This window comes from Burkholderia sp. HAN2018, from assembly GCF_024704855.1.
Taxonomy (GTDB): domain Bacteria; phylum Pseudomonadota; class Gammaproteobacteria; order Burkholderiales; family Burkholderiaceae; genus Burkholderia; species Burkholderia cepacia.
Window position 1 is genome coordinate 87,395 of record NZ_QOBB01000040.1, and the last position, 17,034, is coordinate 104,428.

General features: G+C 65.4%; 17 protein-coding genes. 2 read left to right on the top strand and 15 right to left on the bottom strand.

The window, feature by feature from the left end; genetic code table 11:
• Positions 1–35: 35 nt before the first annotated feature.
• The 6 genes from DPV74_RS13315 to DPV74_RS13340 all read right to left on the bottom strand — a co-directional run bounded on the left by DPV74_RS13315 (position 36) and on the right by DPV74_RS13340 (position 6,359).
• Positions 36–1,826 (bottom strand): acyl-CoA dehydrogenase, encoded by a 1,791-nt coding sequence (locus DPV74_RS13315; RefSeq protein ID WP_119337358.1) that lies wholly within the window; start codon positions 1,824–1,826, stop codon positions 36–38.
• Between the two features lie 99 nt (positions 1,827–1,925).
• Positions 1,926–2,861, bottom strand: coding sequence for an electron transfer flavoprotein subunit alpha/FixB family protein (locus DPV74_RS13320; protein WP_119337359.1), 936 nt, complete (start codon positions 2,859–2,861; stop codon positions 1,926–1,928).
• Positions 2,862–2,877: 16 nt separating this feature from the next.
• Positions 2,878–3,627 carry an electron transfer flavoprotein subunit beta/FixA family protein gene (locus tag DPV74_RS13325; protein ID WP_021157446.1) on the bottom strand — a complete coding sequence of 250 codons (750 nt, stop codon included), beginning with the start codon at positions 3,625–3,627 and terminating at the stop codon, positions 2,878–2,880.
• 228 nt (positions 3,628–3,855) lie between these two features.
• Positions 3,856–4,650, bottom strand: coding sequence for a MetQ/NlpA family ABC transporter substrate-binding protein (locus tag DPV74_RS13330; RefSeq protein ID WP_027788052.1), 795 nt, complete (start codon positions 4,648–4,650; stop codon positions 3,856–3,858).
• Between the two features lie 31 nt (positions 4,651–4,681).
• Positions 4,682–5,335, bottom strand: coding sequence for a methionine ABC transporter permease (locus DPV74_RS13335; RefSeq protein WP_006486982.1), 654 nt, complete (start codon positions 5,333–5,335; stop codon positions 4,682–4,684).
• Entirely contained in the window at positions 5,325–6,359 is a 1,035-nt protein-coding gene (locus DPV74_RS13340) for a methionine ABC transporter ATP-binding protein (RefSeq protein WP_027788053.1), read from the bottom strand. The genes DPV74_RS13335 and DPV74_RS13340 overlap by 11 nt, the downstream gene beginning before the upstream one ends.
• Positions 6,360–6,575: 216 nt before the next feature.
• Here DPV74_RS13340 and DPV74_RS13345 point away from each other — a divergent pair, with 216 nt between their 5' ends.
• A complete protein-coding gene (locus DPV74_RS13345) occupies positions 6,576–7,496 on the top strand; it encodes an alpha/beta hydrolase (protein WP_119337360.1) in 921 nt (306 codons plus the stop codon).
• A gap of 30 nt (positions 7,497–7,526) precedes the next feature.
• Here the strand turns inward: DPV74_RS13345 and DPV74_RS13350 are convergent, their stop codons facing one another.
• Positions 7,527–8,450 (bottom strand): histone deacetylase family protein, encoded by a 924-nt coding sequence (locus DPV74_RS13350; protein WP_021157450.1) that lies wholly within the window; start codon positions 8,448–8,450, stop codon positions 7,527–7,529.
• Between the two features lie 43 nt (positions 8,451–8,493).
• Here DPV74_RS13350 and mltB point away from each other — a divergent pair, with 43 nt between their 5' ends.
• Positions 8,494–9,837 (top strand): lytic murein transglycosylase B, encoded by a 1,344-nt coding sequence (gene mltB, locus DPV74_RS13355; protein WP_162923029.1) that lies wholly within the window; start codon positions 8,494–8,496, stop codon positions 9,835–9,837.
• 78 nt (positions 9,838–9,915) lie between these two features.
• Here the strand turns inward: mltB and cysM are convergent, their stop codons facing one another.
• The 8 genes from cysM to DPV74_RS13395 form a co-directional block, all read right to left on the bottom strand.
• Complete coding sequence (gene cysM, locus DPV74_RS13360; RefSeq protein WP_027788056.1) at positions 9,916–10,818, bottom strand: cysteine synthase CysM; 903 nt, start codon at positions 10,816–10,818, stop codon at positions 9,916–9,918.
• Positions 10,819–11,032: 214 nt separating this feature from the next.
• Positions 11,033–11,380, bottom strand: a complete 348-nt coding sequence (locus DPV74_RS13365) for a helix-hairpin-helix domain-containing protein (protein ID WP_060083941.1) — start codon at positions 11,378–11,380, stop codon at positions 11,033–11,035.
• Positions 11,381–11,453: 73 nt separating this feature from the next.
• Positions 11,454–12,446: an ADP-glyceromanno-heptose 6-epimerase gene (gene rfaD, locus DPV74_RS13370; protein ID WP_027788057.1), complete on the bottom strand. Its 993-nt coding sequence runs from the start codon at positions 12,444–12,446 to the stop codon at positions 11,454–11,456.
• A gap of 63 nt (positions 12,447–12,509) precedes the next feature.
• Positions 12,510–13,460, bottom strand: coding sequence for a D-glycero-beta-D-manno-heptose-7-phosphate kinase (rfaE1, locus tag DPV74_RS13375; protein WP_119337361.1), 951 nt, complete (start codon positions 13,458–13,460; stop codon positions 12,510–12,512).
• Positions 13,461–13,467: 7 nt separating this feature from the next.
• Entirely contained in the window at positions 13,468–14,868 is a 1,401-nt protein-coding gene (locus tag DPV74_RS13380) for a UDP-glucose/GDP-mannose dehydrogenase family protein (RefSeq protein ID WP_027788058.1), read from the bottom strand.
• Between the two features lie 90 nt (positions 14,869–14,958).
• Positions 14,959–16,131 (bottom strand): lipopolysaccharide assembly protein LapB, encoded by a 1,173-nt coding sequence (lapB, locus tag DPV74_RS13385; protein ID WP_059485227.1) that lies wholly within the window; start codon positions 16,129–16,131, stop codon positions 14,959–14,961.
• Positions 16,132–16,184: 53 nt separating this feature from the next.
• Positions 16,185–16,478 (bottom strand): lipopolysaccharide assembly protein LapA domain-containing protein, encoded by a 294-nt coding sequence (locus DPV74_RS13390; RefSeq protein WP_021157458.1) that lies wholly within the window; start codon positions 16,476–16,478, stop codon positions 16,185–16,187.
• 210 nt (positions 16,479–16,688) lie between these two features.
• On the bottom strand, positions 16,689–17,012 hold the full coding sequence (locus tag DPV74_RS13395) for an integration host factor subunit beta (protein ID WP_006486894.1): 324 nt from the start codon (positions 17,010–17,012) through the stop codon (positions 16,689–16,691).
• Positions 17,013–17,034: the final 22 nt, after the last annotated feature.

The following is a 17,034-nucleotide window of genomic DNA, read 5'->3' on the forward strand; positions in this document are numbered from 1 at the left end:
CGCCTTTTTCATGACGTCGAGTGTCCCGCGAAGAATCAGAACTGGTCTTCCGTCAACGCGAGCACGCCCTCGTTGCCCTTCGCGCCGACGATCGACGCCTCGAGCGCGCCTGCCTGCACCAGCACCTGCTCCGCATAGAGCTGCGCGATCGCGATCTTCGCGCCGAAGAACGCCGGGTCGCTCGCGCGGTTCGCCTGCGCGGCCACCAGCGCACGCGCCATCTGCCATCCGCACAGCACCACGCCCGCCAGCTTCAGGTACGGCACGCTGCCCGCGAACACCGCATTCGGGTCCTGCTTCGCGTTCGCCAGCACGTAATCCACCACCGACGACAGCGCCTTCGCGCCCTTCTCCAGCTGCACCTTCATCGACGCGGCCGCCGCACCGTCCAGCTTGCCCAGCGCCGCGACAGTCTCGCCGATTTCGGCGATCAGCGCCTTCGCCACCGCGCCGCCGTCGCGCAGCGTCTTGCGGCCCACCAGGTCGTTCGCCTGGATCGCCGTCGTGCCTTCGTAGATCGCCAGGATCCGCGCATCGCGGTAATACTGCGCCGCGCCGGTTTCCTCGATGAAACCCATCCCGCCGTGCACCTGCACGCCCAGGCTCGCCACGTCGTTCACCATCTCCGTGCTCCAGCCCTTCACGACCGGCACCAGATATTCGTAGATTGCCTGATGACGCGCCCGCGTCGCCTCGTCCGAATGGCGGTGGGCAATGTCGCTGTGCGCCGCGGCCACGTATGCCAGCGAGCGCGCGCCTTCGGTCAGCGCGCGCATCGTGCCGAGCATCCGGCGCACGTCCGGGTGATGGATGATCGTCACCGACTGCTTGGCCGACCCGTCCACCGGGCGGCTCTGCACGCGCTCCTTCGCGAATTCCGCGGCCTTCTGGTACGCGCGGTCGGCCACGCCGATCCCCTGCATCCCGACGCCGAAGCGCGCCGCGTTCATCATGATGAACATGTATTCGAGGCCACGGTTTTCTTCGCCGATCAGATAGCCGATCGCGCCACCGTTATCGCCATATTGCAGCACCGCCGTCGGGCTCGCCTTGATCCCGAGCTTGTGCTCGATCGACACGCAGTGCACGTCGTTGCGTGCGCCCAGCGAGCCGTCCTCGTTCACCAGGAACTTCGGCACGATGAACAGCGAAATGCCCTTCACGCCTTCCGGCGCGTTCGGCGTGCGTGCCAGCACCAGGTGGACGATGTTGTCCGCCATGTCGTGCTCGCCCCACGTGATGAAGATCTTCGTGCCGAACACCTTGTACGTGCCGTCGCCCTGCGGCTCGGCGCGCGAACGCACCAGCGCAAGATCCGAGCCCGCCTGCGGCTCGGTCAGGTTCATCGTGCCGGTCCATTCGCCCGAGATCAGCTTCGGCACGTAGCGCTGCTTCTGCTCGTCGGTGCCGGCCGTCAGCAGCGCCTCGATCGCGCCGTCGGTCAGCAGCGGGCACAGCGCGAACGACAGGTTCGCCGCGTTCAGCATCTCGATGCACGGCGTCGCGATCAGCTTCGGCAGCCCCTGGCCGTCGTATTCGGACGGGTGCTGCAGCCCCTGCCAGCCGCCTTCGACGAACTGGCGGAACGCTTCGCCGAAGCCCGGCGTAGCGGTCACGACACCGTCCTTCCAGCTGCTCGGATTGCGGTCGCCTTCGACGTTCAGCGGCGCCAGCACCTCGCCGCAGAATTTCGCGGACTCGTCGAGCACGGCCTGCGCCGTGTCGTAACCGGCGTCCTCGAAACCCGGCAGTTGCGCAACGGCGTCGATGCCCGCGAGTTCCTTCAGCACGAACAGCATGTCCTTGACGGGGGCGTTATAGCTCATGGTGTGTCTCCCTCTTCTCTCTTCTGTCAATGGCGAAAAAAAAGGGGCGCTCGTCGCGCCCCTCTTCTCGTGTGCTTACCGCCTGAGCGTCACACTGCGTCAGCCGAGCTCGTTCACGAGCTCCGGCACGAGCGCGAACAGGTCGCCGACGAGGCCGTAGTCGGCCACGCTGAAGATCGGCGCTTCCGGATCCTTGTTGATCGCGACGATCACCTTCGAGTCCTTCATGCCGGCCAGATGCTGGATCGCACCCGAGATGCCCACCGCGATGTACAGCTGCGGTGCGACGATCTTGCCGGTCTGGCCGACCTGGTAGTCGTTCGGCACGTAGCCGGCGTCGACTGCCGCGCGCGATGCGCCGAGCGCTGCCGACAGCTTGTCCGCCAGCGGCTCCAGCACCTTCGTGTAGTTCTCGCCGCTGCCCAGACCGCGGCCGCCCGACACGATGATCTTCGCGCTGGTGAGTTCCGGACGGTCCAGCTTCGTCACTTCACGGCTCACGAACTGCGACTTGCCGGCGTCTGCCGCTGCTTCGATCTTCTCGACCGACGCGCTGCCGCCTTCCGCTGCCACCGGATCGAAACCGGTCGCGCGCACCGTGATGACCTTGATCGGGTCGCTCGACTGCACCGTCGCGATCGCGTTGCCCGCATAGATCGGACGCTCGAACGTGTCGGCACTGTCGACCGCCGTGATGTCGGAGATCTGCGCGACGTCCAGCTTCGCGGCGATACGCGGCGCGATGTTCTTGCCGTAAGCCGTTGCCGGCGCGAGGATGTGCGAGTAGTCCTTCGCGATGTTCAGCGCGGTCGCTTCGACGTTTTCCGCGAGGCCCGCTTCGAGTTGCGGCGCATCGGCCAGCAACACCTTCGACACACCTGCGATCTTCGCTGCCGCGTCGGCCGCGCCTTGCGCATTGTGGCCCGCGACCAGCACGTGAATATCACCACCGATCTTCACCGCCGCCGCCACCGTGTTCAGCGTCGCGGCCTTGATCGACGCGTTGTCGTGTTCTGCAATCACCAGAATCGTCATTTCTTTCCGCTCCCTCTTACAGCACCTTGGCTTCGGTCTTCAGCTTCTCGACCAGCGTCTTCACGTCCGGCACCTTCACGCCGGCTGCGCGCTTCGGCGGCTCGGCCACCTTCAGCGTCTTCAGACGCGGCGCGACGTCCACGCCGAGGTCTTCCGGCTTCACCGTTTCCAGCGGCTTCTTCTTCGCCTTCATGATGTTCGGCAGCGTCACGTAGCGCGGCTCGTTCAAGCGCAGGTCGGTCGTCACGACCGCCGGCAGCGTCAGCGACAGCGTTTCCGCGCCGCCGTCGACTTCGCGTGCAACCGTTGCCTTGCCGTCCGCGATCGTGACCTTCGATGCGAACGTCGCTTGCGGCAGACCGGCCAGCGCGGCCAGCATCTGGCCCGTCTGGTTCGAGTCGTCGTCGATCGCCTGCTTGCCGAGGATCACCAGCTGCGGCTGTTCCTTGTCGACCAGCGCCTTCAGGATCTTCGCGACGGCCAGCGGCTCGACGCTGTCGTTCGATTCGACGAGGATCGCGCGATCCGCACCGATCGCCAGCGCCGTGCGCAGCGTTTCCTGCGCTTGCGTCACGCCCACCGACACCGCGATCACTTCGGTCGCGACGCCCGCTTCCTTCAGGCGCACCGCTTCTTCCACCGCGATTTCGTCGAACGGGTTCATCGACATCTTCACGTTCGCGATGTCGACACCCGTGTTGTCCGACTTCACGCGGACCTTCACGTTGTAATCGACCACTCTTTTCACTGGCACCAGGATTTTCATGCACACGCTCCAAAGTTACGAATACGACCAGAGGCCATTCTATAGCGAGGCCTCATGACTGCGCGGCCAAGCGGACCCAACCATCATGGTTGTCGAGGATACCGCTTCTTGACGACGCGCCAATGATAGCGAACGATCGTTCTATTTTAAAAGAGAAAAAACCCGGACGCAAAGCCCGGGTTTTCGATCATCAACTCTAATCTCTCCGGGCGTCCCGTTGTTCGCCCGTTACCAGGCGGCAATGACCGCTCCGCCGAACTTGCCTTCGATGAACTGCTTCACATCGGCCGAATGATAGGCCGCGATCAGTTTCGCCACCCACGGCTTGTTCCGGTCCGCCTCGCGGATCGCCAGGACGTTCGCGTACGGGCCGCTCGGCCCTTCGATCGCGATCGCGTCCTGTTTCGGTTTCAACCCCGCTTCCATCGCGTAGTTGGTATTGATCGCGGCCGCGTCGACGTCGCCGAGCGAGCGCGGAATCTGTGCCGCATCGAGCTCGACGATCTTCAGCTTGCGCGGATTGTCGACGATATCGAGCGGCGTCGCCTTCAGCCCCGCGTCCGCGCGCAGCTTCAACAGGCCCTGCTTCTGCAGCAACAGCAACGCACGGCCGCCGTTGGTCGGATCGTTCGGAACCGCGATGCGCGCGCCCGGCTTCAGTTCGGCCAGCGACTTCACGCGCTTCGAATAGATGCCCATCGGGAACGTGACGGTATCCGCGACCTTGATCAGCTTGTAGCCGCGATCCTTCACCTGCGCCTGCAGATACGGGTCGTGCTGGTAGCTGTTCGCATCGAGGTCGCCCGACGCGAGCGCGGCGTTCGGCTGCACGTAATCGGAGAATTCGACGATGCGGATGTCGAGGCCGCTCTTCGCCGCGACCTTCTTCACCGCTTCCATGATCTGCGCGTGCGGCCCACCCGTCACGCCCACCTTGATGGTTTCGGCCTGTGCGTGCGCACCCGCGAACAGTGCGGCTGCGCCGAGTGCCACCGCGAACTTCAGCATGAAGCGTCGTTGCATCGTCTCTCTCCCCTAACGGATCAATTTCGTCTTATTTGTGGCTCAGCCGGCGGACGAGCCAGTCGCCGAACGACTGCACGATCTGCACGAACACGATCAGGATCGCGACGACCGTCCACATCACTTCCGGCAGATAGCGCTGATAACCGTAGCGGATCCCGAGATCGCCGAGCCCGCCGCCGCCGATCGCGCCCGCCATCGCCGAATAGCCGACCAGCGACACGAACGTGATCGTCAGGCCCGCGACGACACCCGGCAGCGATTCGGGCAGCAGCACCTTGAAGACGATCTGCGACGTGGTCGCGCCCATCGATTGCGCGGCCTCGATCAGCCCGCGGTCGACTTCGCGCAGCGCCGTCTCGACGAGACGCGCGATGAACGGCGCGGCCGCGAGCGTCAGCGGCACGACCGCCGCGGCCGTGCCGATCGACGAACCCGTGACGAGCCGCGTAAACGGAATCACCGCGACCAGCAGGATGATGAACGGCGTCGAGCGGACGGCATTCACGATGCCGCCGAGCACACGATTCACCGCGAGGTTCTGCAGCACGCCCTGGCGGTCGGTCAGGTAGAGCAGCACGCCGAGCGGCAGGCCGACGAGCGCGCCGACCGCTCCGGAGATGCCGACCATGATCAGCGTCTCCCAGAACGACTGCACGAACATATCGAACATCTCACTCAACATACGAAAGCTCCTCTACCACCACACCTTGTTCGCGCAGGAACGCGAGCGCCTGCCCGACCTTGCCCGGCTCGCCGCCCGCGAGCACCGCGAGCGAACCGAATGCCTGACCCTGGATCTCGTCGATCTGACCATGCAGGATGTTGAAATCGAGTTCGTACCGACGAATCGTTTCCGACAGGATCGGCTGGTCGACACCCGAGCCCGTAAACGCCAGCCGCAGCAGATGCCCGCTGCCGGTCTTCAGCCGCTCGGCCACGCGCGCCTTCAGCGCGGGCGGCAACTCCTGCGCGATCACGTCGCCGATCAGCGCGCGCGTCACCTCGTGATGCGGCTGCAGGAACACGTCGATCACGCGGCCTTCCTCGACCACGCGCCCCGCATCGAGCACCGCGACGCGATCGCACACCTGCTTGATCACTTCCATCTGGTGCGTGATCAGCACGATCGTCAGGCCGAGTTCGCGGTTGATGCGCTTCAGCAGGTCGAGGATCGAGCGCGTGGTCTCGGGATCGAGCGCGGACGTCGCTTCGTCCGACAGCAGCACCTTCGGCTGGCTCGCGAGCGCGCGTGCGATGCCGACGCGCTGCTTCTGCCCGCCGCTGATCTGCGACGGATAGCGATCCTTCTGCGCGGACAGCCCGACGAGGTCGAGCAGCGGCAGCACCGCGGCCTCGATGTCGGCACGGCTTGCGCCGGCCAGCTCGAGCGGCAGCGCGACGTTGTCGAACACCGTGCGCGACGACAGCAGGTTGAAGTGCTGGAAGATCATGCCGATCTCGCGTCGCGCCTCGCGCAGCGCACCAGCCGACAGCAGCGTGAGATCGAGCCCGCCGACGACGACATTGCCTTCGGTCGGCCGCGTGAGCAGGTTGATGGTGCGCACGAGCGTGCTCTTGCCGGCGCCGCTTCGGCCGATGATGCCGAACACCTCGCCCTGCGGAATCGTCAGGTTGATGTTGCGCAGCGCCTCGACCCAGCCGCCCGGCCCGGGAAATCGCTGCGAAAGATTGCGTAATTCGATCATGTAAACAAAACGGCGGCCGGCTGGCGAGTTGGCCCGCCAGTCGGCCGCCGATGCATCTGGAATAACCGTCGATTTTACCGCAAACCCCTCATTCCCCTTAATAATCGATTTCGATCTTTTCATAACCACACGAAATTAGAGGGACGCCGCTGGCGCGCCACGACGATGCCGCGACTATGATCCGGAACACCGACCAACCGACAGGGGACACGCCAGATGACCGCCACCACCACGCCGGCCGCCGCACCTGCCACCGCCGGACCGGCGCCATCGTCCCCATCCGCGCCGACGATGGGCCGCCTGCGTACCGCCGACGGGCTCGAACTGGCGTCGTACCGCTGGCCGGCTGGCGACGGCACCGAGCCGCCGCGCGCGACGATCGCGCTCGTACATGGCCTTGCCGAACACGCGGGTCGTTATGCCGCGCTCGCCGGCCGGCTGAATGCGGCCGGCATCGAGGTGCTCGCGATCGACCTGCGCGGGCACGGCCAGTCACCCGGCAAGCGCGCCTGGGTCGAGCGCTTCGACGGCTACCTGAACGATGCGGATGCGCTGGTCGCCGAAGCCGCACGCGGCAATTCGCCGCTGTTCCTGATGGGGCACAGCATGGGCGGGGCGGTCGCGGCGCTGTACGCGATCGAACGCGCGCCGGCACGCGGCCACGCGCTGGCCGGCCTCGTGTTGTCGAGCCCGGCGCTCGCGCCGGGACGTGACGTGCCGCGCTGGATGCTTGCTGTGAGCCGCGTCATCAGCCGCATATGGCCGACCTTCCCCGCAATCAGGATCGATGCCGCGCTGCTGTCGCGCGATCCGGCCATCGTCGCAGCCAATCGCGCCGATCCGCTCGTCCATCACGGCGCGGTGCCCGCGCGCACCGGCGCGGAGATTCTCGACGCGATGGCACGCATCGAAAGCGGTCGCGGCGGGCTGCGCGTTCCGGTGCTCGTCTATCACGGCACCGAGGACAAGCTGACCGAACCCGACGGCAGCCGTGCGTTCGGTGCGTGCGTCGGCTCGCCCGATCGCACGTTGACGCTGTACGAAGGCGGCTTTCACGAAACGATGAACGATCTCGAACGCGATCGCGTGATCGACGCGCTGATCGCGTGGATTTATGCGCACGTGCCGGCGCGCTGAGCGCGCCCGGCCCGGCCGGTCACGCGTTCGTCAGATGCCGGCCAGTACGCGCAGGTGCGCGACGACGCTGCGCCCGAGCGCGGACAGGTTGTAGCCGCCTTCGAGGCAGCTCACGATGCGCCCCTGCGCATGCCGGCGCGCCACCTCGACGATCTGCGCGGTCAACCATTCGAAGTCGGCTTCGACGAGGCCGAGGTTGCCGATGTCGTCCTCGCGATGCGCATCGAAACCCGCGGACACGAACAGCATCTGCGGCTTGAACGCATCGAGGCGCGGCAGCCAGAACATGTCGACGGCTTCGCGGATCGCCATCCCGTTGCTGCGCGCGGGCATCGGCAGGTTGACCATGTTCGGCGCCTGGTGATCGACGCCCGAGAACGGGTACAGCGGATGCTGGAAGAAACTGCACATCAGCACCCGCTCGTCGTTCGCGAATGCCGCCTCGGTGCCGTTGCCGTGATGCACGTCGAAATCGATGATCGCGACACGCTCCAGACCGTGTACGTCGAGCGCATGTCGCGCGGCGATCGCGACGTTGTTGAAGAAGCAGAAACCCATCGCACGCGCAGGCTCCGCATGGTGGCCGGGCGGACGCACGCCACAGAACGCATTCGCATAGCGGCCTTCGATCACCGCGTCGGTCGCCGCGATCGCGGCGCCGGCCGCACGCAGCGCCGCGCGCCACGTATCGCGGTTCATCAGCGTATCTGGATCGATCTCGACGTAGCCGTCGACCGGCGTCATGCTCCGGATGTAGTCGATGTGCGCCTGCGTATGCACCCGGCCCAGCGCCACCTCGCTCGCGAATGGCGCGGTTTCGTGCACGATCAGATCGTCGATGCGGCTCGCGATCAGTTGATCCTGGATCGCCGACAGGCGGGCCGGACATTCCGGATGCCATTCCCCCATCTCGTGCAGCATGCAGTCGGGGTGCGTATAGAAAGCGGTTGCCATAAGCTGTCATCCGCGGCGCACGGTGCGCCGCAGGTCTCCATCAATGATGTCCATCGTCTGCCGCGAATTCGCCGCTAACTTACCACAACGGGGGCCTGCCACGCCCCGGCGCGCCGGATCCGTCGGGTATACTGCGCCGAACCCAATCGCCCTGTCCGCCCGCTTCGACATGAATTCCAGCAAGCCTGCCGCCCTTCTCTCCGCGCTGTTCCGTGTTCGCGCTCCGCTCGTCGCGGCCGCTGTCGTCGCGGCCCTCGGCACCGCGCCCGCCGGCGCGCAGACGCAACCCGCGAAGCCCGCGGGCACGCTCGTCGCACAGGCCCAGCCGCAACAGCCGACGCCGCAAGGCCAGACCTTCGAAGAGGAAATCGTTCCGCAGCGTTACGCGAACAACGCGAAGGTCGACGCGTTCATCGACGAGATGGTCAGCCGCAACGGCTTCGACTCCGCGAGCCTGCATGCGCTGTTCTCGCGTATCAGCTATTCGGCGACAGCGGTCAAGCTCGTGAAACCGGCCCCGTCGCCGACGGTCAAGAACTGGCGCGTCTATCGCTCGCGCTTCATCGAGCCGATCCGCATCAACGCGGGCGTGAAATTCTGGAAGGCGAACCAGGCAACGCTGCAGCGTGCATCCGAGAAATTCGGCGTGCCGCCCGAGGTGATCGTCGGCATCATCGGTGTCGAGACGATCTACGGCCGCTACATGGGCAATTTCCGCGTGCTCGACGCGCTGACGACGCTCACGTTCGACTATCCGGACACGCCGAATCGTGACAGCCGCCAGGCGACGTTCCGCAAGAACCTCGAGGATTTCCTGGTCTGGACCCGCGACAACCAGCTCGACCCGACCACCGTGCTCGGTTCGTATACGGGCGCGATCGGGATTCCGCAGTTCCTGCCGAGCAGCATCCGCGAATATGCGGTCGACTTCGACGGCACGGGCCATGTCGACCTGCGCAGCAGTCCTGTCGATGCGATCGGCAGCGTCGCGAACTACCTGAAGCAGCACGGCTGGGAAACCGACCGCCCGGTGGTCTGGCAGATCACGCCCGACACGGGCAGCCTGGGGATCGCACAGGCCGCCGCCGACGGCCAGCCCGAACCGCACTGGGCACTGTCGCAACTGCTGCGCGCGGGCATGACGCTGAACGAGCCGACGGTCAACATCACGACCGAAGCCGGCACGCCCGTGACGGTGGTCGACCTGCCGTCGCCGGGCCGCGCGACCGAATACATGCTCGGGCTCAAGAATTTCTACGTGCTGACGCGCTACAACCGCAGCTTTTTCTATGCGCTTACCGTGTACCAGCTTGGCGAGGCCGTCAAGGCGCAGATGGAAGCGAGCGGCGCACTTCAGCCGAGTACCACCGATACACAGTCGCAGTAAGCACCGCCCGCCCAATGAAAAAGCGCCGCACAAGCGGCGCTTTCTTTTCGTACGCGCGCAACGCGCATCTGCTCGCGTTCAGGCAGGAAACACGCCCGTGGACAGGTAGCGGTCGCCGCGATCGCAGACAATGAACACGATCGTCGCATTCTCGACCTGACGCGCGATGCGCATCGCGACTTCGCATGCGCCGCCCGACGAAATGCCCGCGAAGATGCCTTCGACGGCCGCGAGGCGGCGCGCCATCGTTTCCGACGCAGCCTGGCTCACGCTCTCGACGCGGTCGACACGGCTGCGATCGAAGATCGTCGGCATATAGGCTTCCGGCCACTTGCGGATGCCCGGAATGCGCGAACCGTCTTCCGGCTGCGCACCGACGATCTCGATCGCCGGATTCTGCTCCTTCAGATAGCGCGACGTGCCCATGATCGTGCCCGTCGTGCCCATTGCCGACACGAAGTGCGTGACGCGCCCTTCGGTATCGCGCCAGATTTCCGGGCCTGTCGCTTCATAGTGCGCAATCGGATTGTCGGGGTTCGCGAACTGGTCGAGGATCACGCCCTTGCCTTCGCGCTGCATCTCGTCCGCGAGATCACGCGCCAGTTCCATCCCGCCCTTCACCGGCGTCAGGATGATTTCGGCACCGTAGGCGGCCATGCTCTGGCGGCGCTCGACCGACAGGTCCTCCGGCATGATCAGCACCATCTTGTAGCCGCGGATCGCCGCTGCCATCGCGAGTGCGATACCGGTGTTGCCGCTGGTCGCCTCGATCAGCGTGTCGCCCGGCTTGATGCGCCCGCGCGCCTCGGCCTTGCTGATCATCGACAGCGCCGGGCGATCCTTCACGGAACCGGCCGGATTGTTGCCTTCGAGCTTCGCGAGCACCACGTTGTTGCGCGCGCGAATCTCGTCGTCCGGCAAGCGGACCAGTTGGACGAGCGGCGTATTGCCGATCGTGTCTTCGATAGTTTTGTAAGCCATGGATATACCGTGAGTACGAGGCCGATCAATCGATCGATTGTAAACCAGCACCGCTGCTCGCGCCGGCAACCCCATTGCGGCGATGGAATACGCATGCCGTGCAACGCGTGGACGCCGCATGCGCCGTGCCCACGCAAAAAACCCGCGGCATGCCGCGGGAAGCCGTCGCAACGACGGCGACTGAAGGAGCTTGTTGTCGGCTGCGCGCGACGCGTTACTTCTGCGTGGTGGTGCGGGCAGGTGCGGCCGCAGGCTTGCCGGCGGCCGGCTTGCCCGTGGCCGGCTGCGCGGCACCCGTGCCGGCCGCACCGATCGTCAGGCCTTCCTGCTGAAGCCGCTCGACGGTATGGCCGCCCATGCCTTTCACGCGTGCGGCGAGATCCTCCGCATTCCTGAACGGACCGCGTGCGCCGCGTTCGTCGAGAATCGCCTTTGCCCGTGCCGGGCCGATACCCTTGATGCCGACGAGCGCATCCTCGTTGGCGGTGTTGACGTCGACGGCCGCCCAGGCCGAGGCGATCGTGCCGAGCATTGCCGCTGCGGCCAACCATTTTCTGATCATGTGCTGGATCTCCGATGAATACGGCCGGCGGCTGCCGACCGTGAGACCCAGTCTATCGATGCAACGCTTCCGTTTAAACCTGGCCGGATAGCCAACGCACGTATCGGTCGACGCCTTCCTGCACGGTCAGGAACGGTGCGTCGTAACCGGCCGCGCGCAGTTTCGTCTGGTCGGCCTGCGTGAAGCACTGGTACTTGCCGCGCAGCGCATCGGGGAACGGCACGTATTCGATCAGCCCTTGCTCGACCTGCTGCGCGAGCGTCAGCGGCGGCAGGTTGTCGAGCGCGCGCAACGTATTCACGACCGTCGACGCGATATCGTTGAACGGCTGCGCACGGCCGGTCCCGAGGTTGAAGATGCCCGACTTCTCCGGATGATCGAAGAAGAACAGGTTCACCTTGGTCACGTCCTCGATCGACACGAAGTCACGCGTCTGCTCGCCCGGTGCGTAGCCGTTGTACTCGCCGAACAGCTTCACCTTGCCTTCCGCACGGAACTGGTTGAAGTTGTGGAACGCGACCGACGCCATGCGGCCCTTGTGCGTCTCGCGCGGGCCGTACACGTTGAAATAGCGGAAGCCGGCGATCTGGCTCTGCGCGGTCGGCAGCACACGACGGACCACCTGGTCGAACAGGAACTTCGAATAGCCGTAGACATTCAGCGGCGCCTCGACGTCGCGCTCCTCGACGAATCGCGTCGAGCCGCCGTAGGTCGCCGCCGACGACGCGTACAGGAACTGCGTGCCCTGTGCGAGGCAGGTGTCGAGCAACGCGCGGCTGTAGCGGAAGTTGTTGTCCATCATGTAGCGGCCGTCGGTTTCCATCGTGTCCGAGCACGCACCTTCGTGGAACACCGCGCGCACCTTGCCGAAATCGCCGCGCGCGAAACGTTCGACGAATTCCGACTTGTCCAGATAGTCGTCGATCTCGCAATCGACGAGATTCCGGAACTTGTCCGCGCGCGTCAGGTTGTCGACCGCGATGATGCGCGTCTCGCCGCGCTCGTTGAGCGCCTTGACGATGTTTGCGCCGATAAAACCGGCTGCGCCGGTGACGATGAGGGTCATGATCGTCCTGCCTGAAAAGTGCGAGCCATGCGTGCGGCGCGCTCATCGCGCCGCCGCATGCGCTCAATGAAACAGTTCGTCGTAGTCCACCGTGGCCGTGCCGAGCTTGCCGACCACGATGCCTGCCGCGCGATTCGCGAGCACGACGGCGTCGACGAGCGGCACGCCTGCGCCGAGCATCGTCGCGACCGTCGCGATCACGGTATCGCCCGCGCCCGACACGTCGAACACCTCGCGGGCGAGCGCCGGTGCGTGCAGTTCGCCGGTGGCGGAAAACAACGTCATGCCTTCTTCCGAACGCGTGAGCAGCAGCGCGTCGATGTCGAGTTCCGCGCGCAGCTTCTCGACACGTGCGCGCAGATCGTCTTCCGATTTCCACTGCCCGACCACTTCGCGCAATTCCGCGCGATTCGGCGTGATCAGCGACGCACCGCGATAGCGCGCCCAGTCGTCGCCCTTCGGGTCGACGAGGACGGACTTGCCGGCCGCGCGCGCCTTCTCGATCATCGTCGTGACGTGCGTCAGGCCGCCTTTCGCGTAATCCGACATCAGCACGACGTCGTGCTGCGGCAGCAGCGCATCGAAGCGCGCGAGCCCCGCGAGCAGCACCTCGTGCGTCGGCATGGCCTCGAAGTCGACGCGCAGCAGTTGCTGCTGGCGCGCGAGCACGCGCAGCTTGATCGTGGTCGGCAGCGCCGGGTCGCGCTCGAGATGCGGCGTCACGCCGCTGCTGCCGAGCAGTTCGACGATGCGCTCGCCGGGTTCGTCGCACCCGACGACGCACAGCAACCCGGCCTGGCCGCCGAGCGTCACGGCGTTGCGCGCGACGTTGGCCGCACCGCCGAGCCGCTCTTCCTGGCGCTGCACGTGCACGACCGGCACGGGCGCCTCGGGCGAAATGCGGTCGACGTTGCCGAACCAGTAACGGTCGAGCATCACGTCGCCGACGACAAGCACGCGCGAGCGCGCGAGTTGCGCACGCGGCACCGGAACGACCTCGCGGAGAGTATTCATCGTGTGATCAGCCACGGGAGGACGACTGGGGATCGACATACGGCCGGCCGATCGCGTAGTAGTCGATGCCGAGTTCGGCCATCGCATCCGGCTCGTACAGGTTGCGCCCGTCGAAGATCACCGGCGCCTTCAGTTCCGCCTTCAGGCGCGTGAAATCAGGGCTCCGGAATTCCTTCCACTCGGTCACGATCACGAGCGCGTCCGCGCCCGTCACGGCGATGTCCTGCGTGTCGACGAGATGCAGCCGCGCCAGCGCGTCCGGATCGGTACCGAAATCGAGCGCAAACACGCGCCGCGCCTCGTCGACCGCGACCGGATCGTACGCACGCACGGTCGCGCCGCGTTCGAGGAGCGCGGCGATCAGGCGGCGGCTCGGCGCCTCGCGCATGTCATCGGTGTTCGGCTTGAACGCCAGGCCCCAGACCGCGAACTCGCGGCCGGTCAGGTCGGCACCGAAGCGCTGCTCGATCTTGCCGATCAGCACGTCCTTCTGCGCATGGTTGGCTGCCTCGACGGCTTCCAGGATGCGCAACGGCTGGCCGTTCTCGCCGGCCGTGCGAATCAGCGCCTGGACGTCCTTCGGGAAGCACGAGCCGCCGTAGCCGACGCCGGCGTACAGGAAGTGATAGCCGATGCGCGGATCGGAGCCGATCCCGCGGCGCACGGCCTCGATGTCGGCGCCGACCTTGTCGGCGAGATTCGACATCTCGTTCATGAACGAGATACGCGTTGCAAGCATCGCATTCGCCGCATATTTCGCGAATTCCGCCGAACGCACGTCCATGTAGATCGTGCGCTCATGGTTGCGGTTGAACGGCGCGTAGAGCTTCTTCATCTTCTCGCGCGCGATCGTGCCCGTCTCGTCGTCGTCGACGCCGATGATGATCCGGTCCGGACGCATGAAGTCCTCGACCGCGGCGCCTTCCTTCAGGAACTCCGGGTTCGACACGACCGAGAAGCGATGCGCGACGCTGCCTGCCAGCCCGCGGGCGGCAAGCGCTTCGTCGACCACGCCGCGCACGCGCTGTGCGGTACCGACCGGCACCGTCGACTTGTCGACGATCACCTTGAAGCCCGTCATGTGGCGGCCGATGTTGCGCGCGGCTTCGAGCACGTACTGCAGGTCGGCCGAGCCGTCCTCGTCGGGCGGCGTGCCGACGGCGATGAACTGGATCTCGCCGTGCGCGACGCTTGCCTCGATGTCGGTCGAGAAGCGCAGGCGCCCCGCTGCGCGGTTGCGCGCGATGATGTCCAGCAACCCAGGTTCGTGAATCGGCATCCCGCCGTTGTTCAGGATGTCGATCTTGCGCGGATCGACGTCGAGGCAGAATACGTCGTGGCCGATCTCCGCCAGGCAGGCGCCCGTGACGAGACCGACATAGCCGGTGCCGATGATGGTGATTTTCATAGATGTTCCGGTACTTCCCGGTAATTGACTAACTTGGCCGCCGGGACGAACCCGGCGGCAACCGCAGCGCGTTGGCTCCGCGTGCCGGGATCAGCCCGGCATCGCAGGATCGACGCGACGCGGCGCATAGGTTTCCCAGCCGCTGCAGCCCGGACACTGCCAGTAGAAATTGCGCGCCCGGAAACCGCAATTCTGGCACGTATACCGTGGCAAATTCTTGGTGCGCTGCTTGATCAGCGCACGCATCATTTCAAGTTCCTTACGGCGCGGCTCGTCGGCCGCCGCGATCTGCGCATCGAGCAGGTGCAGCATCCCCGACAGGTTCGGCGACTTCTCCATCTGCGTGCGCGCGAGCGTGTGCGCCGCGTCCTGGCCGCGCAAGCCCGCGATGTGCTGGTATGCGATGTCGAGCAGGTCGTTCGACGGATAGCGGTCGACATAGCCCATCAGCAGCTCGGCGCCTTCGGCGTTCTTGCCGAGCGCGACGTACGCCTTCATCAGCTTGTCGGCGACGAGCGGCAGATACGCCGGATTCTGCGCCTCGACGCGCTTCCAGTGCTCGATCGCGGCCGCATGGTTGCCCTCGGCCGCCGCGGCGTCGCCGGAGAGGATCGTCGCGCGAACGTTCTGCGGGTTCACGGTCAACGCGAGGCGCAACTGTTCGGCAGCCGCTGCCGCGTTCTTGCGCTGCAGCGCGTCCTGCGCAAGTTCGCAGTGAAACTGCGCAATTTCGACGCCGAGCGGTTTGTCGCTCATCGACTCGATGCGCTTCGCCGTATCGATCGACTTGTTCCAGTCCTTCTCGATCTCGTAGATCGTCAGCAGCGCCCGCTGCGCGCCGAGTGCGTAATCGCCGTCGGCGAGTTTGTGGAACGCCTCCTCGGCGCGATCGAGCAGGCCGGCCTTCAGGAAATCCTGGCCGAGTTCGTACAGTGCGTGGTCGCGCTCGTTGACCGGCAGGTCCGTGCGGCTCAGCAGGTTCTGGTGCACGCGGATCGCGCGGTCGGTTTCGCCGCGGCGGCGAAACAGGTTGCCGAGCGCGAAGTGCAGCTCGACCGTCTCGGGATCCAGCTTGGCGACCTCGATGAACGCGTCGATCGCCTTGTCGGGTTGTTCGTTCAACAGAAAATTCAGGCCGCGGAAATACGAGCGCGGCAGGTTGGCACTCTCCGACAGGAGATTCTTAAGGTCATAGCGTGACGCCGCCCAACCGAGCGCGAACGCGACCGGAATCGCGAGCAACCACCAGAAATCCAGATCCATGCGAAATATCGAAGCAGAGACGAAAACCGCGCGATGATCGCGCGGCGTCCGTGTTAAATGACGGGCGGCATCGGCGGCTGGTCGATGACGGCCGGCGTTTCGCGCGCCGCGCGCAGATCGCGCTTCAGGCGCCCGTTCTCGAGACGCAGGCGGAAGATCGAAGGCAGCGCGGACAGCAAGCCAGCCAGCAGCCCCACGGCGAAGAACGCGAGGCCGATCAGGATCAGCGGCGCCTGCCATGAATAGCCGGCCACGAAATTCAGCGTCGCGGTTTGCGTATTGGCCAGCGCAAGCACCAGCAGCAGTACGAACACCAATACCCGGATCAGCCAGACGATAAACTTCATGAAGCCCTCTCTTTGTTGAGGTTTGCCGCGGCGCGCGACTCCCCTTCGTCGCGCCGAATCGACCCGTATTGTAAAGGAAGCGTTTCCGCGGCTGCGCACATCCTGCACGCACCCGTTTCGTCGCAATCGCCGGAAATGAAAAAAGCGCCCGCAAGGGGCGCTTTTCTTTTCAGCCTTCGCCGGATGGATTCCGGGCAATCCGGGTGACGCTCAACGCTCGTCGTCCGGATCGTCAGCCTTCAGCGGCTCACCGGCGCGGCCGTCGACGCGTTCCCGCAATTCCTTGCCAGGCTTGAAGTGCGGCACGAACTTCTCGGGCACCTGCACTTTCTCCCCTGACTTCGGGTTGCGTCCGACGCGCGCCGGGCGACGGTTGAGGCCAAAGCTGCCGAAACCCCGAATTTCGATACGATGCCCTTTCGCCAGAGCGTCAGACATCGCATCGAGCATCGTTTTCACCGCGAAATCCGCATCCTTGAGGACAAGTTGCGGAAATCGCGATGCCAGCTGCGCGACCAACTCGGATTTGGTCATACTTCAGCAGACCTCGTGAGGC

What these genes read in the sequence shown, in the direction of transcription:
- DPV74_RS13380 (WP_027788058.1), bottom strand. Translation starts at nt 14,868, where the DNA reads ATGAAAATCACCATCATCGGCACCGGCTATGTCGGTCTCGTCACGGGC.
- DPV74_RS13330 (WP_027788052.1), bottom strand. Translation starts at nt 4,650, where the DNA reads ATGCAACGACGCTTCATGCTGAAGTTCGCGGTGGCACTCGGCGCAGCC.
- DPV74_RS13345 (WP_119337360.1), top strand. Translation starts at nt 6,576, where the DNA reads ATGACCGCCACCACCACGCCGGCCGCCGCACCTGCCACCGCCGGACCG.
- DPV74_RS13325 (WP_021157446.1), bottom strand. Translation starts at nt 3,627, where the DNA reads ATGAAAATCCTGGTGCCAGTGAAAAGAGTGGTCGATTACAACGTGAAG.
- DPV74_RS13350 (WP_021157450.1), bottom strand. Translation starts at nt 8,450, where the DNA reads ATGGCAACCGCTTTCTATACGCACCCCGACTGCATGCTGCACGAGATG.
- rfaE1 (WP_119337361.1), bottom strand. Translation starts at nt 13,460, where the DNA reads ATGAATACTCTCCGCGAGGTCGTTCCGGTGCCGCGTGCGCAACTCGCG.
- DPV74_RS13390 (WP_021157458.1), bottom strand. Translation starts at nt 16,478, where the DNA reads ATGAAGTTTATCGTCTGGCTGATCCGGGTATTGGTGTTCGTACTGCTG.
- DPV74_RS13365 (WP_060083941.1), bottom strand. Translation starts at nt 11,380, where the DNA reads ATGATCAGAAAATGGTTGGCCGCAGCGGCAATGCTCGGCACGATCGCC.
- lapB (WP_059485227.1), bottom strand. Translation starts at nt 16,131, where the DNA reads ATGGATCTGGATTTCTGGTGGTTGCTCGCGATTCCGGTCGCGTTCGCG.
- DPV74_RS13340 (WP_027788053.1), bottom strand. Translation starts at nt 6,359, where the DNA reads ATGATCGAATTACGCAATCTTTCGCAGCGATTTCCCGGGCCGGGCGGC.
- rfaD (WP_027788057.1), bottom strand. Translation starts at nt 12,446, where the DNA reads ATGACCCTCATCGTCACCGGCGCAGCCGGTTTTATCGGCGCAAACATC.
- cysM (WP_027788056.1), bottom strand. Translation starts at nt 10,818, where the DNA reads ATGGCTTACAAAACTATCGAAGACACGATCGGCAATACGCCGCTCGTC.
- DPV74_RS13335 (WP_006486982.1), bottom strand. Translation starts at nt 5,335, where the DNA reads ATGTTGAGTGAGATGTTCGATATGTTCGTGCAGTCGTTCTGGGAGACG.
- DPV74_RS13395 (WP_006486894.1), bottom strand. Translation starts at nt 17,012, where the DNA reads ATGACCAAATCCGAGTTGGTCGCGCAGCTGGCATCGCGATTTCCGCAA.
- DPV74_RS13320 (WP_119337359.1), bottom strand. Translation starts at nt 2,861, where the DNA reads ATGACGATTCTGGTGATTGCAGAACACGACAACGCGTCGATCAAGGCC.
- DPV74_RS13315 (WP_119337358.1), bottom strand. Translation starts at nt 1,826, where the DNA reads ATGAGCTATAACGCCCCCGTCAAGGACATGCTGTTCGTGCTGAAGGAA.
- mltB (WP_162923029.1), top strand. Translation starts at nt 8,494, where the DNA reads ATGATGTCCATCGTCTGCCGCGAATTCGCCGCTAACTTACCACAACGG.